The organism is Candidatus Enterococcus ikei, from assembly GCF_017316105.1.
Taxonomy (GTDB): Bacteria; Bacillota; Bacilli; order Lactobacillales; family Enterococcaceae; genus Enterococcus_L; species Enterococcus_L ikei.
On the sequence record NZ_JAFLWD010000024.1, the window covers coordinates 1 to 24,723 of the forward strand.

At 37.5% G+C, this 24,723-nt stretch carries 20 protein-coding genes; 3 read left to right on the forward strand and 17 right to left on the reverse strand.

Going from position 1 to position 24,723, the window contains the following annotated elements:
- Positions 1-587: 587 nt before the first annotated feature.
- The 12 genes from lysS to pth all read right to left on the reverse strand — a co-directional run bounded on the left by lysS (position 588) and on the right by pth (position 16,484).
- On the reverse strand, positions 588-2,084 hold the full coding sequence (gene lysS / locus JZO69_RS10175; RefSeq protein ID WP_207112767.1) for a lysine--tRNA ligase: 1,497 nt from the start codon (positions 2,082-2,084) through the stop codon (positions 588-590).
- 94 nt (positions 2,085-2,178) lie between these two features.
- Complete coding sequence (gene dusB, locus JZO69_RS10180; RefSeq protein ID WP_207112768.1) at positions 2,179-3,183, reverse strand: tRNA dihydrouridine synthase DusB; 1,005 nt, start codon at positions 3,181-3,183, stop codon at positions 2,179-2,181.
- Between the two features lie 12 nt (positions 3,184-3,195).
- On the reverse strand, positions 3,196-4,092 hold the full coding sequence (hslO, locus tag JZO69_RS10185) for an Hsp33 family molecular chaperone HslO (RefSeq protein ID WP_207112769.1): 897 nt from the start codon (positions 4,090-4,092) through the stop codon (positions 3,196-3,198).
- Between the two features lie 133 nt (positions 4,093-4,225).
- Positions 4,226-6,388, reverse strand: coding sequence for an ATP-dependent zinc metalloprotease FtsH (gene ftsH / locus JZO69_RS10190; protein ID WP_207112770.1), 2,163 nt, complete (start codon positions 6,386-6,388; stop codon positions 4,226-4,228).
- Positions 6,389-6,488: 100 nt separating this feature from the next.
- Entirely contained in the window at positions 6,489-7,034 is a 546-nt protein-coding gene (gene hpt, locus JZO69_RS10195) for a hypoxanthine phosphoribosyltransferase (RefSeq protein ID WP_207112771.1), read from the reverse strand.
- 89 nt (positions 7,035-7,123) lie between these two features.
- Positions 7,124-8,506: a tRNA lysidine(34) synthetase TilS gene (gene tilS, locus JZO69_RS10200; protein ID WP_207112772.1), complete on the reverse strand. Its 1,383-nt coding sequence runs from the start codon at positions 8,504-8,506 to the stop codon at positions 7,124-7,126.
- Between the two features lie 98 nt (positions 8,507-8,604).
- The gene (locus JZO69_RS10205) at positions 8,605-9,078 is read right to left on the reverse strand and encodes a S1 domain-containing RNA-binding protein (protein WP_207112773.1); all 474 of its coding nucleotides are present in this window, start codon (positions 9,076-9,078) and stop codon (positions 8,605-8,607) included.
- Between the two features lie 43 nt (positions 9,079-9,121).
- Complete coding sequence (locus JZO69_RS10210) at positions 9,122-9,589, reverse strand: FtsB family cell division protein (protein WP_207112774.1); 468 nt, start codon at positions 9,587-9,589, stop codon at positions 9,122-9,124.
- 62 nt (positions 9,590-9,651) lie between these two features.
- Positions 9,652-9,927 carry an RNA-binding S4 domain-containing protein gene (locus tag JZO69_RS10215; RefSeq protein ID WP_207112775.1) on the reverse strand — a complete coding sequence of 92 codons (276 nt, stop codon included), beginning with the start codon at positions 9,925-9,927 and terminating at the stop codon, positions 9,652-9,654.
- A 5-nt stretch (positions 9,928-9,932) separates the two neighbouring features.
- Positions 9,933-11,516, reverse strand: a complete 1,584-nt coding sequence (locus JZO69_RS10220) for a putative polysaccharide biosynthesis protein (protein WP_207112776.1) — start codon at positions 11,514-11,516, stop codon at positions 9,933-9,935.
- Positions 11,517-11,899: 383 nt separating this feature from the next.
- Positions 11,900-15,433, reverse strand: a complete 3,534-nt coding sequence (gene mfd, locus JZO69_RS10225) for a transcription-repair coupling factor (protein ID WP_207112777.1) — start codon at positions 15,431-15,433, stop codon at positions 11,900-11,902.
- A 484-nt stretch (positions 15,434-15,917) separates the two neighbouring features.
- Entirely contained in the window at positions 15,918-16,484 is a 567-nt protein-coding gene (gene pth, locus JZO69_RS10230; protein ID WP_207112778.1) for an aminoacyl-tRNA hydrolase, read from the reverse strand.
- A 326-nt stretch (positions 16,485-16,810) separates the two neighbouring features.
- On the opposite strand from pth, the gene JZO69_RS10235 reads away from it, so the two are divergent.
- Positions 16,811-17,791 (forward strand): L-lactate dehydrogenase, encoded by a 981-nt coding sequence (locus JZO69_RS10235; protein WP_207112779.1) that lies wholly within the window; start codon positions 16,811-16,813, stop codon positions 17,789-17,791.
- A 259-nt stretch (positions 17,792-18,050) separates the two neighbouring features.
- Here JZO69_RS10235 and JZO69_RS10240 read toward each other — a convergent pair whose 3' ends face one another.
- From JZO69_RS10240 to JZO69_RS10255, 4 genes are all read right to left on the reverse strand, one after another.
- Positions 18,051-18,260 (reverse strand): hypothetical protein, encoded by a 210-nt coding sequence (locus JZO69_RS10240; RefSeq protein WP_207112780.1) that lies wholly within the window; start codon positions 18,258-18,260, stop codon positions 18,051-18,053.
- Positions 18,261-18,540: 280 nt separating this feature from the next.
- Positions 18,541-19,059 (reverse strand): transcription repressor NadR, encoded by a 519-nt coding sequence (locus tag JZO69_RS10245; RefSeq protein ID WP_207112781.1) that lies wholly within the window; start codon positions 19,057-19,059, stop codon positions 18,541-18,543.
- Between the two features lie 19 nt (positions 19,060-19,078).
- Entirely contained in the window at positions 19,079-19,918 is an 840-nt protein-coding gene (locus JZO69_RS10250) for a chorismate mutase (protein WP_207112782.1), read from the reverse strand.
- 1 nt (position 19,919) lies between these two features.
- Entirely contained in the window at positions 19,920-20,636 is a 717-nt protein-coding gene (locus JZO69_RS10255; protein WP_207112783.1) for an NAD-dependent protein deacylase, read from the reverse strand.
- A 230-nt stretch (positions 20,637-20,866) separates the two neighbouring features.
- Between JZO69_RS10255 and JZO69_RS10260 the strand changes: the two genes are divergently transcribed.
- On the forward strand, positions 20,867-21,166 hold the full coding sequence (locus JZO69_RS10260; protein WP_206846711.1) for a hypothetical protein: 300 nt from the start codon (positions 20,867-20,869) through the stop codon (positions 21,164-21,166).
- A 52-nt stretch (positions 21,167-21,218) separates the two neighbouring features.
- Here JZO69_RS10260 and queG read toward each other — a convergent pair whose 3' ends face one another.
- Entirely contained in the window at positions 21,219-22,364 is a 1,146-nt protein-coding gene (gene queG / locus JZO69_RS10265; protein WP_207112784.1) for a tRNA epoxyqueuosine(34) reductase QueG, read from the reverse strand.
- Between the two features lie 343 nt (positions 22,365-22,707).
- Here queG and JZO69_RS10270 point away from each other — a divergent pair, with 343 nt between their 5' ends.
- Positions 22,708-24,648, forward strand: a complete 1,941-nt coding sequence (locus JZO69_RS10270; protein ID WP_207112785.1) for a MucBP domain-containing protein — start codon at positions 22,708-22,710, stop codon at positions 24,646-24,648.
- Positions 24,649-24,723: the final 75 nt, after the last annotated feature.

A 24,723-nucleotide genomic window follows, 5' to 3' on the forward strand; every position in this document is an offset into this window, starting at 1 on the left:
TTTTCAAAGGTCTACTGTGTCACCTCGCAGCAACTTTTATATAATATCAAATCTCCGATTTGATGTCAACACTTTTTTTCAAAAGTTTTAAAAGTTTTTTTCTGCTCGGCGTTGTCGTTTCTTTCGTGACAACTTCTTTAGTTTATCAGGTTGTTTGTTATTTGTCAACAACTTTTTTCCTGATTTCTCAAGTTTTTTTCAAACTTGAAATGTTATTTAATTTCTCGCTTCGTTGTCGTTTCTTTTGCGACAACTTCACTAGTTTATCAGATTAATCATTGTTTGTCAACAACAATTTTGCTGATTTCCAAAGTTTTTTTCAAACTTGGAATGTTATATTATCTGTGTCGTTTAGCGTGTTTCATCCGTGCCTTGCGACAAGATATAATATACCAAGTTTCCGGCTTCCGGTCAACTAAAATTTGCACTTTTTTTAAACTTTTTTTCGTTACCGATTGTTTTATTATTTTTGTTCTTTATCGTTCGCTTTTAACGCGATTCGCATGATGAAACACGCTGTTTTTCTAATATATTTCAGAAAATAAAAAAGAGTAAATTATCCGTAGATAATCTACTCTTTTTTATTTTTATCTCATTGTTGGGAATAATAATACATCACGAATAGATTGTGCATCTGTTAAGAGCATAACTAAGCGATCGATCCCTATTCCTAATCCACCGGTTGGCGGTAATCCATACTCTAAAGCCTCGATAAAGTCTTCATCTACACCATGAGCTTCATCATTTCCTTGTTCACGTTCTTTTTCTTGATCTTCAAAACGTTCACGCTGATCGATAGGATCATTTAATTCAGTAAATGCATTCGCAAATTCTTTTCCTACTATAAATAGTTCAAAGCGGTCTGTAAAACGAGCATCGTCTGGATTTTTCTTCGCTAAAGGAGACACCTCTACTGGATGTCCATAGACAAAGGTTGGTTGTTGTAGCGTTTCTTCAACATGTGTTTCGAAAAATTCATTTAGAATATGTCCAACTGTCATGTTATCGTTAATTTCTACATTATGTTTCTTCGCAGCTTCACGCGCTTCTTCAATTGTCATTTCTTGCCAGAAATCAACGCCTGTTTGTTCCTTAATAGCATCTGCCATGTGCACACGTCTAAATTCAGAGCCTAGGTCAACTGCTTGCCCATCATAGGTGATCGTTGTTGTTCCTAAAACTTTTTCTGCAGCATTACGGATGATTCCTTCTGTCAGATCCATCACATCTTTATAATCTGTATATGCAGTATAAGCTTCTAGCATTGTAAATTCTGGGTTGTGGGTTGTATCGATTCCTTCGTTACGGAATACACGTCCGATTTCGTAGACTTTTTCCATACCGCCGACAATCAATCGTTTCAAATGTAATTCCAAAGCAATTCTCAAGTACAAATCCATGTCCAACGCATTGTGATGGGTAATAAACGGACGAGCAGCTGCTCCACCAGCATCGTTATGCAAGACAGGTGTCTCTACTTCTACATAGCCATTACTATCAAGATAGCGACGAATTTCACTTATGATTTGGCTGCGTTTCATAAAACGATCAAAACTATCTTTATTACTGATCAAATCTAAGTAGCGTTGGCGGTAACGTTGTTCAATATTTGTTAAACCATGGTATTTATCTGGTAATGGACGCAATGCTTTTGTTAGTAAAACGATTGTTTTCGCTTTAACTGTCACTTCGCCTGTGTCTGTTTTCATAATTTGTCCTGTGACGCCAAAGAAATCACCCAGATCCGCATGTTTAAATAGTTCATACGCTTCATCGCCTACTTGATCTTTACGTACATAAATTTGAATTTGGCCTTCACGGTCTTGTAAATGAGCAAATCCTGCTTTTCCTTTGCCACGTTTGGTCATCATACGACCAGCAACACTTGCTGATTGGTCCATTTCATTTAATTCTTCTTTTGAATGTTGGTCAAATTGTTCATGTAATTCTTTTGAATTATGTGTACGGTCAAAACGCTTCCCGAAAGGATCAATCCCTTCTTCACGTAAGTTTTCCATTTTTTCACGACGCACAAGCATTTGATCATTTAGATCTTCTAAGTGCGCTTGTTGTTCATCTGCCACTTTATTTCCTCCATTCTGAAATCACATACCCCTATAATGCCACAGTAAAACAAAAAAAAGCAAGTCGAACTTTTGATTCAACCTGCTTTTTTTGTTAGATTGTTTCGATTGCTTCTTTTTCTGCATGTTTTTCTGCTTTTTCTTCGAATGCTTCTAGCAAATCCACCATCACTTGCTGAGTCTCAGCTTGATTGATTGCTACTTTTACTTTAGCTGCGCGTGGAATTCCTTTTAGATAGTATGCAGCATGTTGACGGAATTCTCTAGTCGCAATTTTTTCACCTTTTAAATCGACTAAACGTTGTAGATGGACTTTAGCTGTTTCGATTTTTTCACGTGGTGTTGGTTCAGGCTGTAATTCTCCTGTTTCTAGATAATGTTTGGTGCGTTGAATCATCCAAGGATTTCCCAACGCCGCTCTACCGATCATTACACCGTCTGCACCAACATATTCTAACATGCGTTTAGCATCTTCTGGTGTACGTACATCGCCATTTCCCATAAAAGGTATCGTTAAATGTTTTTTGACTTCTTTTAAAACATCCCAATTTGCTTGACCTTCATACATTTGAACTCTCGTACGACCATGCATAGCGATGGCGGATGCTCCTGCTTTTTCTGCTGCTAGTGCATTTTCAACTGCGAATAGGTGATCTTCATCCCACCCAGTTCTCATTTTAACTGTGACTGGCAAATCTATAGCAGAGGATACGGCATCTACCATTTCATAGACTTTATTCGGATCTAAAAGCCATTTTGCGCCCGCTTCTGCCTTGATAACTTTACTTACAGGGCAACCCATATTAATGTCGATGATCGCAGCTTTGGTATTTTCTTCTACGAATTTTGCCGCTTCAACTAGGGTTTCTTTATCACCACCGAAAATTTGCACACTTAGTGGGTATTCGCGATCATCTATATAAAGCATATCTAAGGTCTTTTTATTTCTTTGTTGGATTCCTTTATCACTGATCATTTCGCAAACAACAAGGCCTGCGCCAAATTCTTTGACGGTTACACGAAATGCAGCGTTACTAATACCGGCCATTGGAGCTACAACGACACGGTTGGGAATTTCAATGTTTCCTATTTTCCACATATAGATTCCCTCCTATTTTTCACGGGTGTTTTTAATTGCTTCATCTCTTAATTCGATTAAATCAGCTTCGCTATAATGGTATTTATTTCCGCAGAATTGACAAACGGCTTCAGCTCCATGATCTTCTTCGATCATTGCATTGATTTCATCTAAACCAACAGCGATGATCGCTGTACCAAATTTTTCTTTTGAACAGTTACATTTGAATTGAACAGGCATTTTTTCTAAAATTTCGATTTCATCTTTACCAAGCAAACGCTCTAAAATCCCTTCAGGTGATTCGCCTTCATCGATCAAACGAGAGATCATCGGTACTTCTTGTAAACGTTGTTCAATAAAATCAATGGTCTTTTCATCTGCTCCTGGCATCACTTGAATCATAAAGCCACCTGCCGCTTTGACACTTTCATCTGTATCGACTAAAACACTTAAACCGATTGCAGATGGGATTTGTTCTGAAACCGCCATGAAATAAGTGAAGTCTTCGCCAATTTCACCAGAAACGATCGGTGTTTGTCCTGAGAATGTTTCTTTCAAGCCTAAATCCTTGATTACAGTGAAAATCCCTTCTGTTCCAACTGCTCCTCGAACATCAATTTTACCGCTTTCGTTTAGCGTTAAACTCACATGTGGATTTTTTATATACCCTTTAGTATTCCCACTTCCGTCACTATCAACAACGATGCTTCCGGCTGGTCCATTTCCTTGGACCTTTACAGTTAATTTATCTTCGCCTTTTAATGTTGCACCAAGCAATATTGCCCCTACCATTGTTCTACCTAATGCGGCAGTCGATGAGCTCCATGTGTCATGGCGTTTTTGAGCTTCTGAAATTGTATTTGTTGCGCAAACTGCATAAGCGCGAATCGATCCTTCATAGCATAATGCTTTAACTAAGTAATCTTCCATTTTTATTTTCCTCTTCTCACTTGGGACTTTTTCTGATTCATTATCAGATAATACTAGGGTTTGACTATTTTTTCAACTAAATAATTTCATCTTTAAGAAAAGAGCATCCCGCAAACGGAATGCTCTAAGTCTTTTATTTGTAACGATCATCAAAGTTATTACGGTCATATTCAGAATCATTTTTAGTTTCATCATCAGATTTAACTTCTGATTGAACTTTTTCTTCTGTTTTTTCGCTGTCCGCTTTTACTTCTTCAGCTTCGTCATGTAATTCTTTTTTCGCTTCTTCAAAATCTTGTTTTTCTTCAGCTTGTCTTTGTGCATCTTTTTCTTCTAATGCACGTTTTGCTTCTTCAAACGTTTGTGCTTTTTCACTAGGGAATTGGCTATCAATAACGTCTTGAGGCATAACGCCTTCTTCAAACAATGATTTGATACTGCGGGCATCTAATGTTTCATACTCTAACAGTTTTTCAGCAATTAGTTTGTGTTGAGCACGGTGAGATTCAATGATTTCACGTGCTTTATCATGAGCTTCCATCAAGATACGACGTACTTCTTGATCGATTTCAAAGGCTACTTGCTCAGAATATGCTTTTGTTTGACCATAGTCGCGGCCTACAAAGACTTGGTGGTTCCCTTCATATTGAACAGGTCCTAATTTGTCGCTCATTCCATATTCAGTTACCATACTACGGGCAATGCCTGTTGCTTGTTCAAAGTCATTTGAAGCACCTGTTGATTGAACATCGAAAATAATTTCTTCCGCTGTACGTCCACCAAGCAATCCTACGATTTGTTCAAACATATCTTCTTTAGTCATCAAGAATTGATCTTCTTTTGGTAATGCGATCATGTAACCGCCAGCGCGTCCACGTGGAATGATCGTTACTTTATGAACGATACGAGCACGGCTTAAGACTAAACCAACAATTGTATGTCCAGCTTCGTGGTAAGCAACCATTTCGCGTTCTTTTTTGTTGATCACACGATCTTTTTTAGCAGGTCCTGCAATGACGCGGTCTTCTGCTTCATCCACATCGGATGCATCGATTTTCTTCTTATTACGACGAGCGGCAACTAGGGCTGCTTCGTTCAAGACGTTTTCTAAATCAGCACCAGCAAAACCTGGTGTTTGTTGTGCAACAACTTTTAAATCAACGTCATCAGCCAACGGTTTGTTACGGGCGTGAACTTTAAGAATCGCTTCACGGCCTTTCACATCAGGACGACCAACTAAAATTTGACGGTCAAAACGACCTGGACGTAATAACGCTGGGTCTAACACATCTGAACGGTTTGTTGCAGCTACGACAATAACGCCTTCGTTGCCATCAAATCCATCCATTTCAACTAGTAATTGGTTAAGGGTTTGTTCACGTTCATCGTGTCCGCCGCCCATACCAGCACCACGTTGACGACCAACTGCATCGATTTCATCGATGAAGATGATTGCTGGTGCATTTTTCTTCGCTGTTTCAAATAAATCACGGACACGGCTTGCACCGACACCGACAAACATTTCAACGAAGTCTGAACCTGAGATAGAGTAGAACGGTACGCCTGCTTCACCGGCAACGGCTTTTGCAAGTAATGTTTTACCTGTTCCTGGAGGTCCTTCTAATAGAACACCTGCTGGAATACGGGCACCTAATTCAACGAAACGTCGAGGATCTTTTAAGAACTCAACCACTTCGACTAATTCTTGTTTCTCTTCTTCTGCTCCTGCTACATCAGAGAAGCGTACGCGGTTCGCTTTTTTGTCTGCTTCTTTGGCTTTTGATTTACCAAAGTTCATGACACGGCCGCCGCCACCTCCACCGCCGCCTTGTTGTCCCATCATCATATAGAATAAGAAGATGAACAATACGATCGGTAAGAAACTAAATAAGATAGAAAGCCAAGCACCACTTGATGATTGTTCTTTCACTGTAAGTTTCACATTCTTGTCTTGAGCCATATCTTGGATACCTGATAATGTGATATCACTTGGTAAGACAATTGTGGTAAATGCTTTTGTAGAAACTTCTGTTGATCCCCATAAAGAAAGACCGCCAGTGTTTTTGATTTCTTGTTTTTCTTTGTACTGACCTGTGATTTTAAAAACACCATTAGTTGGTTGGATTGTCAGTTCTTTCACTTTACCTTCTTCTAATTGGGTACTGAAGGTTGAGTATTCAATATCTGGTGATTGAGGATTGTTATTTCCAAAAATGAAATAAACAACCATGACCATCGCCAAGATAAGCAATACATAATATAAGCCATTTTTCATGCCGCTATTCTTTTTATTCATGCCTGTCCTCCTTTGGTTACTGCTCGTAAGTTTATTTTACGGTTTATTTTTTATCAATTCTGACCATTACATTGTAACATAACTAAATCCCAGAGAGATATTAATTTGATTCGTAGATTTCTGGTTTCAATACGCCTACATAAGGGAGGTTTCGGTATCTTTCTGCATAGTCTAAACCGTAACCTACGACAAACTCATTTGGCACATTGAAGCCAACATAATCTGCAACAATATCAACGACACGGCCTTCTGGTTTATCTAACAACGTGACGATCTTCACAGATGCCGCTTTTCTATATTTAAATAAATCAACTAGATAAGCCAACGTACGGCCGCTGTCAATAATATCTTCTACGATCAAGATATCGCGCCCTTCTACATTTGTATCCAAATCTTTGACGATTTTCACTTCGCCAGAAGACACTGTTGCATTTCCATAGCTAGATACATCCATAAAATCCATTTCTAAATAAGTATCAATAGATCGAGTAATATCCGCCATAAAAGGAATCGCTCCTTTTAAAATACCAATCACTAATGGGTTTTTGTCCTTATAATCTTCGGTTAACTGTTTTCCAAGTTCAGCCGATTTTTCGAGAATCTGTTCTTTTGTGATCAACATTTGTTTAATATCTTTCTCTAACATATTGCTCTCCTTTTCTTTATAGATCCAGTGTAGTGTTCCTTGATTTTATATTGTTTTGCTTCTTTGAATAAAAGTATTCAGTGTAGCTTTTACTCTTTTATTTTATAAAGGAGCCTGTAGAGTATTTTATCAGTTTCTTTAGGAATACTCAAATATGAATTTGCGAATTTAGGTACCCAAATAATGTTCTCTTGCGCAGAAAGGATGACCCATGCTCGTTCTCGAATCAGATTGGGTGTTTTCTGATCAATAAATATTCGATTTAATCGTTTTGTTAAATCCGGGGTCAAAGCGATCCTATCACCATTTTTTCGATGGCGAATCTTTAACGGGCGTGGTATTTCCCCACTTATCGGTAAAGAAAATTCTTGCCAATTTTTAACTGAATCAGGCAGCTCAAATTGTTTCCCAACACATTCCAGACCCAGCCATTCATTGTCAGAAAGAAAAAGCTGTTCGTTTTCGTTCAGATAGAATAGTTTTTCATCGTCAGCAGCAGTTCTTTTTTTTAAGTACGCAACGTCATATTCTTTAATAATTTGCCAGCCTTGCTCAATATCCATTGACCGCTGAGGCGCTGGTTGATTAAGCAACATCAAAAATTGCTGGATATGTAATTGACTGATGGTTATATTCTTTGGCACTAACGTTCGTTGAAACAACGTCATTAGGAAAAAAGTTTGAACACTTCTTTTTTCTTTTGCTAACTCAGATAATTGAATCTGCCATCCTTCTGTTGTTTTTTTCACCCAACGATCATATTTAGGCTCAATAACGGATTGAATGAGTTCGTCAGCTAACTCCATCTGCTCACTAAAATTAGTGATATGCTGCAAGAATTGCTGGTTTTCTTTTTTTAAGACAGGAACAACTTGATGCCTTATTCGATTGCGCATATAGTTATTGCCTTGATTTGAGCTATCTTCAAAATACACAATTCCCGTCTGCTTTGCGAACTGTTCTAATCGTTCTTTGGAAAAAATTAAGAATGGGCGAATCAATTTTCCAATGCCAAACGACCGTTTTGCTCTTATCCCAACTAGATTTGTTAACGTAGTTCCTCTAGTTAGCTTCATTAATACTGTTTCCGCTTGATCATCACTATGGTGAGCAGTTAAAAGCACCTGATAATCTTCTTGTTCCATTATCTCAGAAAAAAAATCATAACGGAATTTACGCGCACGTGCTTCTGTATTTTTTTCCTTATTTGGAGCATCCCACTCTCTACTATAGTAAGGAATGGATCGTTCTTCACAATAGTTTTTTAAATAAGCTGCTTCATCTATCGATTCTACTCGCAAGCGATGATCAATATGGGCGACTGCTACTCTTAAATCATCTTTTTCGGCAGCTTTTTGCATCAATTCTAATAAAACCATTGAATCGACGCCACCAGATATCGCCAAAAGTATGTTTTGTTTCAATTGCCAGTATTCATTTCTTTTACAATGATTGTAAAATTCTTGAAACATCTACTCACCTCTTTGTTCCATCGTTTCTATACGCCTTCATAAGAAAAATGCATAAAACAGAAAAGCCGAGCTTCCGCTCAGCTTCAATTATTTATTTACTAGTTACGACGTCCGCCACGTCCACCGCGTTTACCTTCTGTATTACGTTTTAAAGAAGTTAGACGATCATCACTATCTTTCAAAAATGAGCTCATCAATGAATCAAAATCTTGTTTTGAGTTCATAGGTTGTGCTCTTGTAAATTGTTTTTTAGGTGCTGGACGTTGCCCGCGATCACGATTCCCTTGATGTTCATGGTTATCACGACGTTGAAACTCACGTTTTGGCTCTGCTGGTTGTTCCTGTGCTTTACGAATCGACAGACCCACTTTACCATCATCACCGACTGAGGTAACTTTTACTGTTACTTCATCCCCTACGGTCAATACATCATGGATATCTTTTACGAATCCATTGGATACTTCACTAATGTGAACCAACCCTGTTTTTCCTTCACCTAAATCGATGAAGGCACCAAAATTAGTGATACCTGATACTTTTCCTGGCAATTTCGCTCCTACTTCAATTGACATAAAAAAAATGTTCCTCCTATTATTTACCCTATTATATCTGCAGTTATTCGCCTGATTCTTGATCAGATGAACGAGACTGTGATTGACTTCCTTCTGATGACTGTTTTTGCTCATTACTGGAGCTAGTCGTTCCGCCTAACTCTGGAATGTTATAGATTTGTTCGCCTTCTTTTGAAACATAATAACGACTGCGAGCTAATTTTGCCACGTAATCATCATCTCTTAAAAGAGCAACGTCTTGTTCCAAACGTTTCAGCTTCTTGTCCGCTTCTGCTGATTCGGCAACGGCGTCCGCATGTTGTGCTTTAAAAGCGTTCAATTGTTGATAATCTTTCATCAGCTGAAGACCAGAAACGATAAAAATCACAAACGCCACGAGAAAAACAACCGCTAAACGTCGGCGTCTGAAAATCAACTGCTTTTGCTGTTTTTGAAATTCGGCATACTGTTCTTTGGTATACTCATTATCTAATGCAGCAACTTTTTCCACGTCTTTTTCCTTTTTTCCCATGTTTTCCGCTCCACTCGTTTTTGGTTTGTCTGTTTCATTATACCAACATCTAAGAAGCTTGTCTAATCTAAATTATCACTATTTTCGACTCTTTTTTCTGATAGTATCTGATACATCTTTTCTGCATCTTCTTTTTTCGTTGAATCTCGAAGTTCAAGGACTTCTACTTCTAAAGTTTTATTGCCAAATTGGATCTTAACTTGGTCACCGATTTTTACATTGCTAGATGACTTTGCCAAGATTCCATTGATCTGAATTCGACCTTTATCAGCAACCTCTTTGGCTACAGGTCGTCTTTTGATAATACGAGACACTTTTAAAAATTTATCTAAACGCATAACTTTTACCTCTTCATCCTTAATATTTTCGCACCAAATGGCAATGTCAGCCATTCTCGAATCGTAAATAAATTTATTTTGATTATTATGAATAGAAATGTTGCCCCACCGAGTAACACACCAAGTATCGTAACGAACAATGCCTGACCACGATGACTAACGGTTCCTAGCACTATTGCAATGATCCCTTGATAACAGAGTAACACAACTCCCATGGTTCCTAAACTAATCGTTAGTTTTTTTAAAAAATGATTTTCTGCAGCAAAACGATTGATTTCTTTTTTTGAAAATAACACTAAACAAAATAGTGTCGCTATTAACCCAGCAATCGTTGAGCCGCTTGCACCAATTGTTCCCCAAGCATAGGTCAAAGGACCTGTTAAGAATAGTTTGATCAACAATCCTATTCCTGCTGACAACATCGATGGCGTAAATTGATTACGGCTTTGAAAAACACTTTGATATGCTTGAATTACGGCCATAAAAGCAATTGAGCACACATAAATCCCTAAAACACCATTTCCTTTATAATCTTTGAATAACGCAAAATTCATATAAGGAAGCAATAATACTAAACCTAACGAAGCAGCTGATGCCACCGTGGTTGTTAAACGTAAAAACATTTTTGCCGCCTGTAAAAAACGAGCTTGCTCCTGACCCATAAAATATTTAGTCAGTGCTGGTAAAAAGCTTGAGCTTAATGCTAACGCAACAACTAATCCTAATTGTACCAAAGGTTGCCCGCGATCATAAACCCCTTTATCGATTTTAGCAGCAGAATCACTGATTCCTGATGCAACCAAAGAATTTTTGACCAGAAAAGAATCAATCAATTGAAAGAAAATCAGAAAAGCACTATATAATGATACAATGCCGCCTTCTACTAATAAGCGTCCAAATAATTTTCCAGAACCTTTAGTCATTTGCCACTGAGTGAGATATGCTGAGCTCCCTACACGAATTTTCCGATCATAATACCAAAGAATTCCAACGGCAACTACGCCACCTAGTAAAGCGCCGCCCATAGCAATCGTTCCCGTTTGATAGACTGTCCAGCCAAACTGGCTAAAGGAATAAGCAGCAATCAAAATCACACCTACTCGAACAATTTGCTCTACTACTTGAGAAACAGCACTTGGGATCATTAGTAAATGTCCCTGGAAATTTCCACGGTAAAAGGACAATATAGGAACCAATAAAAACGTAAAAGACACCACTTGAATCAATGATGCTAACCGCTGATCTCCCATCATCACGGCAATTTCATGACTTCCGAAAAAGAAAAATCCCCAACACAAACTGGCTATACTAAAAACAAAAGGAAACAGTTGCTGCAGCACTTTTTTCTGTCCACTAATTTCTGATTGTTCAGCTACGACTTTCGAAATAAACTGCGGCAAGCCAGATAAGGCTAGTGTCATGGCAATTCCATAGATTGGATAAACTTGTTGGTATACATAGAATCCTTCATCACCAACCAAATTTTGAAAAGGCACACGATAAACTGCACTTAGCACCTTGGCAATAAACGATGCAACAGTCAAAACAACAGCACCTTGCATCATCGTCCGCATTTCCTTATGCGCCATTGGTTTACCTCCTATTTTAAAAGCTGAATGAGCTCGTTCAGCTCTGACAGAAAAATAGGAAAATATGACTGTGGTGCTTTTTGCCTCATTCATATTTTATCTTTTTTCCGAAGAGCTAGCTCATGAAGCTAGATAAGTTCAAAAGCTGAATGAGCCCGGTTAGTCTCGACTGGAAAATAGGAAAAATCGATTGAGGTGCTTTTTGCCTCACTCTATTTTTATCTTTTTCCCGAGAGACTAGCTCATGAAGCTAGATAAGTTCAAAAGCATAACGGGCTCGTTTAACCTCGACTGAAAAATAGGAAACTAAGAAAGTGACGCTTTTTGTCACTATCTTAGTTTATCTTTTTTCCGAGAGGTTAGCCTGTAAAGCTGGTCATTGTTCATTCCGTCTCAACAGCCGCAGTTTTATATTTTTCCTGTCTCAAAGCTGTTGTAAACAGCGCGATTTCTTGCAGCCAAGCGGCTTCTTTCATATCTTTAGGTACTTTCAAACGAACAGCCATTTTTTCATTATCTACAGCAAGATCTGCTTTTAATTGCGTATGAGACAATGCTTCAAAAATCTGTTCTACATTATATGTTTTCGTCCCAATTTTGCTTAGGGTAAACGTGATCTCTTGCTGTCTCTTGCGAATCGTTTCAACTAAGGCACGATCGCCATCCATTTTGATTTTCCCTGTGGTTAATAAATGAGCAACTTCGTCTGGGTATTCCCCAAAACGGTCAAGTAGATCTGCTTCTAATTCATCATACATATCCATATTTTCCAGTTGACGGATGCGTTTATAGATTTCGATTTTCTGACGTTCATCAGAGATATAACTTGTTGGTAGATAGGCATCGATACCCAAATCAATTTCAACAGAAGTTTTTTGGTCTTGAATATTTTTACCTTGTTTACGAGCCACAGCTTCTGAAAGCATTTGTGAGTACATATCGAAACCAACTGAATCAATAAAGCCATGCTGTTGGGCGCCTAACAAATTTCCTGCACCACGAATGGATAAATCTCGCATCGCAATTTTAAAACCTGAACCCAGTTCCGTAAAGTCTTTGATAGCTTCTAAACGTTTTTCACTGACTTCATTTAAAATCTTCTGCTGTTCATACATAAAATAAGCGTAAGCGACACGATTACTCCGACCAACCCTACCTCGTAATTGATACAACGTAGATAAGCCCATATAATCGGCATTTTCAACAAACAATGTATTGGCATTAGGAATATCCACACCTGTTTCGATAATCGTCGTCGTCACCAAAACATCATATTGGCGTTCAATAAAATCAAATAGCGTATTTTCCAATTGAACTTCTGTCATCTGACCATGTGCATAAGCGATTCTAGCATCTGGAACTAACGCTTGGATTTCTTCAACTTTTTGCTCGATGGTATCGACACGATTATATAGATAAAAGACTTGTCCATCACGAGCCATTTCTCTTTCAATGGCTTCTCTAATCGCTCCAGGATTATGCTCCATGACATAAGTTTGAATCGGATAACGATTTTCTGGTGGTGTTTCGATGACTGAAAGATCTCGTACACCAAGCATTGACATGTGTAAAGTTCTTGGAATCGGCGTGGCTGTTAGTGTTAACACATCAACCTGTGCCCGAAGCTGTTTCAATCGTTCTTTGTGTTTTACACCAAAACGTTGCTCTTCATCGATCACCAATAATCCCAAGTCACTAAAGGTTACATCTTGAGAAAGTAAACGATGCGTTCCAACCACAATATCAACTTGACCATGTTTGATTTTTTCGATTGTTTCAGCTTGTTGTTTTTTCGTTCTAAAACGGCTCAGCAAACCAACTTCTACTGGAAAACCTTCAAAACGATCCAACATCGTTTCATAATGCTGCTGCGCTAAGATGGTTGTAGGCACTAAAAAGGCCACTTGTTTGTTGTTGTTGATTGCTTTAAACGCTGCGCGTAAGGCCACTTCTGTTTTCCCATATCCCACATCTCCGACGAGTAACCGATCCATCGGCCGTGTTTTTTCCATATCGTGTTTGATTTCAGCGGTACTGCGTAGTTGATCGTCAGTTTCGCTATAAGGAAAGGCATCTTCAAATTCTTTTTGGTAAGCATCATCAGGTGGAAAAGCATAGCCTTGTTCCGATTCTCTTGAAGCATAGAGTTGAATCAAATCATCTGCGATATCTTCGATTTTTGAAGACACTTTACGTTTAGTTTTGCTCCATTCGCTACCACCTAATTTGTTGACCTTCGGTGATTTCGCTTCAGATGCAACGAATTTTTGGATCAGATTCAACTGAGTAACTGGAATAAATAGCTTGTCATCGTTTTGGTATAAAATCGTGATGTAATCTTGGTGAACACCGTCAACTTCTAATGTCTGCATGCCGATATATTTACCAATCCCATGATTGGCATGAACCACATAGTCACCTGTTTTGAGATCACTATAGCTTTTCAAACGTTCCGCATTAGAAACTGTTTGGCGTCTTGCTCTTTTTTTCGTTGTCGTATGAAAAATTTCTTTTTCAGTGATCGCAACAATTTTTTCAACTGGTAATTCAAACCCTGACTGCAAAGAACCTTCAACAATTTGAATTTTTCCTGCTATTAATTTATCGGATGAAGCGGTCACACTAGAAATATCAAAATCCCGAAACAATTCTTCTACTTTTTGACTGCGTTCTTTCGTTGGTACAAAAACCACAACTGTCTGATCTTGTTTTTGCCAGCGATCCATTTCCGTTTTTAATAGAGGCATTTGACCAAAGAACTGTTGCATAGAACGATATTGAAAATTGTGAATCGCCTGAAACCGCAGATTTCCCATTCCTTTTTGGAATAGTGAAAAGAACGTAGTTGCAAACGTCATTTTTCGCACTTGTTCATGGAATTCTAAGCCGAATGTCTGCTCTGGGAAAACACGCATTTCTTCTAATTTTAGAACATGCCATTCATTTTCCTCACGAACGATTTCACGCTCAGCTTCTAAAATCCGTGCATAATCGTCTACAAAAACAAGACTATCTTCTGATAGATAATCCAGTAAAGTCGTTTTTGTTTCATATAAAAGATCTGTATAGTAATGCGCGGTGTCGGTTGGAATCCCTTGTACCCAAGAAGTTGCTAATTGCCCAAAATAATCTTGAAGGAACTCTTTTTCAGTATCCTCTTTAGCAATCGCTATTCTTTTTTCCAGCTCTTTGTTTAATTGTTTTTCCCCATGCGCTAAATCTTCTTTAGAGAAAACGAGATCGCTCATTGGTGAAAGAGTCACAGATTCAATGTTATTAACCGACCGTTGAGTATCTGCTTCGAAGTAACGTAAAGAATCGATCTCAATATCAAATAATTCTGCTCGAACTGGATATTCGGAATTCAACGGATAGACATCGACGATACTGCCTCGAATACTGAAATCACCAGGCTTACCTACTAAAGATTGACGTTCATAGCCCATCAATACTAGTTGTTGTGCTAAGTCATCTAATTCGATTTCTCCACCAATTTCCCAATGCAATTGCGCATTTGCCCAAGTCTGTTTACTTGGTAAATATTTTCTTAACCCTGCCACTGGAACAACGACAATTCCCGCTTGATCAGTTAAAAGAAAATTAAGCGCTGCTACTCTTTCTGCTCTTGCTTCTGGTGAAGAAAAAGCCATTTCTGCTGAAAGCACTTCATCTACAGGGAATAAATATACTTCTTCATCTGATAAAACATTCCGAAAATCTTCAACTAGTTGGTTTCCATAATAAAGATTAGGAACAGCAACAACGATTTTCTTATTTTTTTGTTTAAATCCACTGGTCATAACTAGTGTTTTGGCTGAGCCGGCTAAGCCTGTGATCAGCTGGCGGGTATTTCCTGTTAATTGCTCACGCCAATCACGAGCTAGTTCACTTGCACCAATTTGTTCAATGATGTTCACGTTAGACTCCTCCTAAAATTTAAAAGCTGAACAGGCTCGTTCAGTCTTGAATGAAAAATAGGAAAATATGGGGGTGGTGTTCTTTGCCACATTCATATTTTATCTTTTTTCCGAAAGACTAGCCTGTGAAGCTAGATAGCATTAAAAGCGTAGCGGGCTCGTTCAGCTCCGGCTGAAAAATAGGAAATTATAACTGAAGTGCTTTTTACCTCATTTATAATTTATCTTTTTTCCGAGGGGCTAGCCCGCAAAACTAGATAACGTATGGTAACAACGTTCCGTTTCACTACACCTTGTACTTTTCAACATCAGTTCATTTTATTCACTGTGTTTCAAAGCAAAAGCTGAACAGGCTCGTTCAGTCTTGAATGAAAAATAGGAAAATATGGGGGTGGCGTTCTTCGCCACATTCATATTTTATCTTTTTTCCGAAAGACTAGCCTGTAAAGCTAGCCCACAAAGCTAAACGATCCTTAAATCTTATTTATTTCCCATTAAATTGATTCATTGTATCAACAAACGTATGACCTTCACAGGCATAAATCGCTGCATCTGCTGCACTTTTTACTGCAAGTAAAATCTCTTCGTGCTTTTCTTTAGGAAAGCCAGTCAATACATGGTGAACAACTGTATTACTACCAATTGGACGACCGATACCGATTTTGATTCTTGGGAAGACATTTGTACCTAGATGCGCAATTAAGCTCTTCATTCCATTATGTCCTCCTGCTCCGCCTTTTTCTCGCAAACGAATCTTGCCAGTTTCTAAATCTAAGTCATCATAAATCACGATCAGTTCTTCATCTTCTACACCATAATAAGTCATCAAAGGTCCTACAGAACGACCTGACTCATTCATAAATGTGAGCGGTTTAACTAACATGATTTTTTCAGTTCCAATGAAAAATTCAGCAATATCTGCTTCAAACTGACTTCTATTAAATGTTGCATTGTATCGGTGAGCGATTTCATCTACAGTAATAAAACCGATATTATGTTTTGTTTCTTGATATTTACTTCCTGGATTACCTAATCCGACAATCATTTTCATCTATATTTCCCCTTAATTTAGCTATTCCATTTTCCACCACAAAATACCCGAGCAGGAAAATCCTCTGCCCAGTTTTTTCTAATTATACCATAAAACAAGTAACTGCCGGCTCATTTAAATTCTTAAAAAAGCCATAAGCTTCTTTTAATTGTTTAAAGAGAAAAAAATCAGCAAACTCACAAATAGTGAACTGCCGCACATGAAAGTTCCCTCTTGTGAAACAGCTTCAAAAACTGTATTAATTTAATAAACAAAAATAGTGACAAACCTCATAAACGGTGGTATTATCATTGTGATAAAACAATCACCTGAAAGGAATGATACACATGACTGCAGCAGTTGGGAATAAAGATCACCAAAAAGTAATTTTAGTGGGAGATGGCGCTGTCGGATCTAGTTATGCTTTTGCCTTAGTCACTCAAAATATTGCTCAAGAAGTTGGTATTATTGATATAGATACAAAGAAAACCGAAGGAGATGCCGCTGATTTATCACATGCGCTGGCTTTTACTTCTCCTAAAAAGATTTATGCAGCCACTTATGACGATTGTCATGATGCTGATCTTGTTGTTTTAACAGCAGGTGCCGCACAAAAACCTGGTGAAACAAGAATCGATTTGGTTCATAAAAACTTGAAAATCAATAAACAAATCGTTGATGCAGTTGTAGATTCTGGTTTTAACGGAATTTTCTTAGTCGCTGCTAATCCAGTTGATATTTTAACCTATTCTACATGGAAATTCTCAGGATTTCCAAAGGAACGCGTTATCGGTTCTGGAACGTCATTAGATTCTGCTCGTTTCCGTCAAGCAATCGCTGAATTAGTTGATGTGGATGCTCGTAACGTTCACGCCTACATCTTAGGCGAACACGGTGATACAGAATTTCCTGTTTGGTCTCATGCGAATGTTGCTGGGCTACAAATTTATGAATGGGTCAAAAATAATCCAGATGTAGATGAAGAAGCGATGGTTAATCTATTCTTCAATGTAAGAGATGCGGCTTATTCGATCATTGAGAAAAAAGGGGCAACATTCTACGGAATCGCAGCTGCCCTGGCTCGAATCACTAAAGCGATTTTAGATGATGAAGATTCTGTTTTCCCACTATCTGTTTATTTAGATGGGGAGTACGGACAAAATGATATCTTTATCGGTGCACCAGCTGTAATCAATCGTCAGGGTATCAAACAAGTCATTGAAATTCCGTTGACTGATTCAGAAAAAGATCGTATGAATGCTTCTGCCAATGCGTTAAAAGAAGTAATTAAATCGGCTTTTGAAAAATTTGAAGCTGAAAATGATTAATAGACACTACTAAAAAAGGATAGAGTCATCGATCGATGACTTTATCCTTTTCTTTTACGTTCATTTATAATGTAAATTTTCACTATTTACTATGAATCGATTAAACAAGGTGGCTTAGGAAAAATTAATTATTCGCCTTCTTTAGACCAATGGAGTTTCCCAATTATTTAAAAACAGCGAAACAGTCAGCTTTTTCTCCTTGCTTTTTCACGCTGTATAAAAACAACTACGAATCCAATGATAATGACTCCAATGACTACTAAGTAGATTCTGTTTTTTTGTTGGTCATAGGAAGAGCTTTTCGGGCTTTATCTGCTGGGCTTCTTTGTTCCTCAATCATCGAGTTAGAACTAGAGTCAGTATTTTTAGGCGGTCTTCGATCAATAAATTTAATTCCAGCTCCTGATATTGCTTTATTTGCTTCATCTGCATAAACAACATTTGAAGAAGGAGCAAACGTGATAACCAAGACAATCAATACCCAGATGAACTGTCAAACGTAGACTTGGTGGTTACCGATTTCACCGAACCTTCAATACTTAGTGAAAAGATTTTTTATGGAAAACATCTTTGGCCAGAAAAACTGACATTCCCTGCTCCATCTCATTCAACATCGTTAATTTTAAAAAATTTCTTTAAATTACTCCGTATTCAAAAAAGTATGATCAACAAAGGTCATTAGGAAATTGCCGAAAGGCCTGACTTTCTCACACTGTTTATTCTGATTTTTGTTAATATCACCTTTGATTTTACTCTTGATATAAAAGTTTTTTTTGTGCTAACTCTATTTTTATTTTCTTGAGTATCTCTTCATTTTCACACCGAATCGTGTGTAAATGAATACCGCTTGTCAACTCAGATAATAACGAAGCGCGGCTTTTTTCATACGCTTTTACAAATTCTTTTACGTCTTTTTCTGTGCGGATATGCAAGCCGCCTGTCAATTCGCCATAAATTGGATGTTCTACTACAACATCAATTATTTCTCCACCTAACGACACGATCGTCAATAATTCAGCTTCTGTTTGATCTGGTGTGTGCTGACAAGCAATTTTTCGAATGATTCCTTGTTTGTCTTTTTCTGATTCAAGCAAATAGCCTCTGGCCGTTGCGATTATTTCATAACCTGCTGCTCTTAACAGCGCAACATCTCCAACAACAATTTGGCGGCTGACCTTGAACTCTTTTGCAAAACGACTGGCACTGATTGGTTTTTTTGTTGCTTCTAATTCAAGTAAAATCGTTTCCCGTCTTTTTACGCCATCCATTCAATTCCCTCCTGAACTCTTAATCCATGTGCTTTTGTTGAAACTGTTTTGACGCATCCATAATTCCTTGATACGTCTCTTTGATCGTTTCTTTATATGCATCATTTTTGACGTATGTCTCGATTTTCGTTAAGACTTCTTGTTCTCTTGAACTATCTAAAATAGGTGTTTCAGATGTCTTTTTAATAGAAGCAATTGCTTCAACGACATTCATCCGTTCCTCTAATAAAGCAACGATTTGTTTATCTAATGCATTGATTTTTTCCCGTTGAATCGTTAGAGGTGAACGTTTTTCATCTAATTCGATTTCTTTAATGACTTTCGCAGGGTTTCCACCGATCACGCAATTATCTGGAAATGATTTTGTTACTACAGCTCCTGCTGCAACAACAACATTATCACCTAGCGTCACACCAGGCGTAATCACAACACCGCCACCAAGCCACACGTTATTTCCCAAAGTGATTGGTTTGCCATATTCTAATCCGCTATTTCGTTTCACTGGATGTAAGGGATGCGTTGCTGTATATAGTTGTGCATTTGGTCCAAACATGCAATTATCACCAATTGTGATCGGACAAATATCCAAGAAAATACTGTTAAAGTTGGCATAAAAATTTTTCCCTACATGAATATTAAAACCATAATCAAAACTGATCGAAGGTTCAATGTAGCTTCCTGTACCAGTTGTGCCAAAGGTCTCTTCAACTAACTGTCGACGAATTAAGCTATCTTCTTCTTTATTGATCAATTTCATTTGTTCTCTAGCAAATTTCCGAGCCGTTGCTAATTCTGGATCTGCTGCAAAATAAAGTTCCCCGTCAATCATTTTTTGTCGTTCTGATTTTATTTCTTCCATATTAAAGCTCCTCTGTCGTGATATTTTTAAAGACCTTCGTTGCATCTGCTTTTAAAAAATAAGCATTTCTATTTAATGGAACCGGCGTTTGATTGATCACTAAAATCTTTGCGGAATCTGCTGCATAATGAATCAAGTCACAAAAAGGATGTACTTGAAAACTGGTTCCAACTATGACGATCAATGTTGCAGCTTCAATCACCTTTATTGCTGTAGTAATCGCTTGTTCATCTAAGCCTTCTTCATATAATACGATATTAGGCCGAATTTGGCCGCCGCATTGTTCATGTCGATCAGACAATGCATACGTTTTTGCGGAAACCTTTTGCCCACATTTTCTGCAGTAGCAATCGTATAAATCTCCGTGAAAATTCACTAAATGTTGTGTTCCAGCTGCCGCATGAAGACCATCTATATTTTGAGAAATAACCCAGGTATCTTTTGTTTTTTCTAATTCCGCCATTTTTAAGTGGATACTATTAGGTTGGGCATTAGGATGATACAAGGTCTGCACAAATGAATAAAATTTTTTCGGCTCTTCAAGCAAACAGGTCTGACTTAATAAATATTCAGGACGCTCGATCCCTTGATAAATTCCAGATAAAGAACGGTAATCAGGTACCCCAGATGCGGTTGAAACGCCTGCACCAGTTAAAAAAACTATTTTTTCTTCTTGTTTGATCAGAGTTACCGCTTTTTGTCCATCGATCATTTGCATAACTTCATCTCCTAATAGTTTTATTATAGCTTAAATGCGAGTCAGATAGAAAAAATAATCGCATAAATTGAAAAAAGAACTGTTTTACTTGATAACTTACTACTATGAAAATCCAGGTGTTAAGGGCAAGTGAGAAGCTTTTAAGAATGTCGGGATTTTCACTGTCTTTTCATGACAAACAAAAGAGAACGTGATAGAATACTTAATGTATAAAAGTGAGGTGAAACTTCGTGGTAGCATTTATTATTTATTGGGCAGCAATTTTAGTCTGTATCGCTTGGGGCGTATTAAGCTTATGGTTTTCGATTTATTACCTTTCACGCAAAGAAAACGGAAATCTATGGGCATTTGCATTCTTAAACGTTCTTGCAGCTATTGTTTTAGCAATTGTTTTAGTTATTTACAAAACGTGGGATTTTGATATTTCAACATATTCTAGCTTAATTTACACAATTTTGGCTTCATATGGTGTCTTAACAGTCTTACAAGCTATTTTAGGCCGCGAACCAAAAGAAGCTGCAAAAGCTTAATTTTAATATCAAAAAGCACTGAAGAGATGTTCTTTTCAGTGCTTTTTCTCTATTATTTTTCCAGTTGCGTGATTGCATTTTGTATCTCCACAAGCACTTCTGGTTCTGGCTCTACCTCTAGTAATTCAGTTAAAACATCGATCCATTTTTCCGCTTCCTTATTTCCTAATTTACCGATCGCCCAAGCAGCTGTTCCTCTGATTACAGGTCGAACATCTTCTTTTGCACACGTTAAAATTTCTGGTAAGGCGCTACGATCGCCTAAGTTCGCTAAGGCAATCAAAGCATTTCTTTGTAGCGGCTTTTTCCCACGCCAAGAACCTGAAAGATGCCCAAATTGCTCTTTGAACTCTTTATTTGAAATACTCAGCATTGGTTTCAATTTTGGGTATACAGTATCGACTTCTGGTTCCATTTCTTTATGAAAATGAAAATCTTTCCCTCTATTATATGGACAAACCAACTGACAAATATCACAACCATAAATCACATTGTGCATTTTTTTGCGATATTCTTCCGGCATCATTCCTTTTGTTTGCGTTTGGTAAGATAAGCATTTTTTAGCATTCATACTACCATTACCTAATAATGCTTGTGTAGGACATGCCGTCACACATCGAGTACAGTCGCCACAGCCAAACGGGACAGGTTTATCTACTTCAAAATCAATATTGGTTACAATCTCTCCCAAATAAACAAAAGAGCCAAATTCTTCTGTGATCAACAAGCCATTTCTCCCAATAAATCCCAACCCGGCACGCTGTGCAACGGCTACATCTACTAATTCTCCAGTATCAACTTGTGGTGCAAAACGCCAAGATTCAGACTCTTCTAACGTTTGAGCCTGTGTTTGAATAAAATCAATCAATTTTGTCAAACGATCCCGTAAAACATCGTGGTAATCGATCCCCCATGACGCTCTGGCAAACATACCTCTTTTTTCATCTCGAGGCACTTTCCCTTCGATTTTGGTCGGGTAAGCCAAGGCAATGGAAATAATTGTTTTGGGATTTTCAAATGTTTTTTCCAAATAGATTCGTTCCTCGATCACTTGATGCTCAAAGCCCGAATTAAAGCCACGTTCTTTTTGTTCTATTAATGAATCCTCTAATTCATAAAACGGTTCAGCTGAAGCAAAACCGATTTTATCGATTCCTAGACGTTTACTTTCCGCTATAATTTTTTGTTTTAATGTCATTTTATGTACCCCTTATTCTAAAAACTGAATGGAACCACTGTACCTTGTACTTTTCAATATCAGTTCACTATATTATAAGCTACCTGGCGAAATCTTGTCATCTTTTTAATCTAGTACTCAATTCAGCATTTTTTTCATAAATAAAAAAAATCTAATTTTAATTTAATTATCACGAACTACAAAAAGGGCGTAAGTACAAGCATAAAAAGAGTTTTATAACAAAAATATTTACTTTTTTAAATAATTTGTGCATTTTATTCACATTTTTATGATAAAATGATTTGTGATAATATTCTTTTATCATAAATTACACACTTTATTATGAACTATGGAGGAAAAACATATGAAAAACAGGTACAGAACACCAGTACATAAGAAAAAGACGATCCCGACAATTATGATTCTCGCTTTATTAGCTCCGATCTTTCTAACACCATCTTTTGTTTTCGCTGAAGACCTTACACCTGCTGACAAGCAAACTGATGTATCTCAAACACAAGAAAACACAGCAACGACAGAATCAACGCCTGAATCTTCTACACCATTGGAAAGTTCTACTTTTGAAGAACCAACTGTATCAACGACTACAGTTGAGAACGATACGACAATTTCAACGGCAGATTCTACAACTACTGAGGAGACAGCCGCTACTTTGGCTATTCCTAGAGCTGATGTCATCACTATTGCTGATCCAATTTTAAAACAAGCGATTTTATCGACTCTAGGTTTACCTGCTGGCAGTGAATTGACCCAAGCAGATATGGACCGTCTAACCAATCTTTCTCTTAATTCAGCTCAAATCAGCAGTCTTTCCGGAATAGAACATGCAACAAATTTAAGTTCTATTTATATGAATACAACGAATAATATAACTGATTTTAGCCCGTTAGAACAGCTATCTTCTTTAACCTTTGTCACGCTACAAACGAAAAGTTTAACTAGCGCTAACTTTCCTGATTTAAGCAACAATTCTGGACTTACAAATCTTGGTTTAGGTTCTACAAGTATCGATGATGATATTTTGCCTAAAATTGCTCAGTTAACGTCATTAACACGTATTTACATGGATTCAAATATGAACATTACGACTATTGCACCATTTAAAGCACTTCCTAATCTAAAGTCACTTTCTGTTCAGTTTTGTGGTATCACTGATTTTACAGTAATTAATGAGTTTCCTGCGCTTAACGATTTAGCAGCCTTTGGACAAAATACAGGTCGTAATGATCTACCAACAACAATTGGACGTTCTTCTTTAGCCTATGATTTTGATCAAGAAACTTTATTCCTACCATTTTCAATGATGCCTAACAGAATGACAAACTTTGATGGTTATGTTCCGCCATTCACAACGTCTAATTCAGCCAGCAATACGTATCTAGATTTTAATGGTATGCAATTACCTGCCAATCGTTTACAGATTACTGATGAAGGTATCACGATTTCTGGCGTAACAGAAGATGAATTTGCGAATCTTTCTACCATTGAGTACAATGCTCGTTTAAACAATCTAGCAGGCTCTTATGCTCAACCACCAGGCTTCGCTTTTTATGCGATATCAGGGGGAACGTATTTGCACCAATTTAACGTTCTTGATGATGGGAAACCTGTAACGATACATTATCAGGATACTGATGGAAAATTATTACTGCCTAGTGAAACACGTTCAGGTTTAGTTGGACAATCGTTTGATATTCCTGTACAGGAAATTCCATATTATGAGTTAATCGAAACAAAGGGAGACACATTCGGTACATTCACCGATCAAGAACAATCTATTACCTTTATTTACAAAAAAATCTCAGCGCCAATCATTGAAAAAATGGGTAAAGTGACTGTTTATTATGTAGATATCAATAATGAAACAATTCAAGATGAATTTGTACAGACTGGAACTATTGGTGATCCTTTTAAAACTGAAAAAGTAGCAATAAATGGCTTCACATTGAAAGATGTCAAAGGCGCGACAACTGGTCTATTTACTGAAGAAGATCAAGAAGTGACATACATTTACGCTAAAGATGAAACAAAGACAGAACCCACTACTGATTCTTCTAAAACCAATGACACAACGCCAAACAAGCCAGCAGCAAACGATTCAGCGATTAAAAGTCCTTCCACAAATGACAAACCATTATCAAAAACAAGTGCTACTGCCTCAACTGAAAAGAAATTTCCAGCGACAGGCGAACGTTCAAATCACACTTGGTTGATACTCGGTCTGGTCTTCATCGGATTTGTTAATTATCAGTATGTTTTAAAAAAAGTAAGACAAACAAAATAAACTATCCACAGATTAAATCTAAAGAAACTGATTTTGAGCATGAAATTAACTAAAACACAGTTAATTTCATGCTCT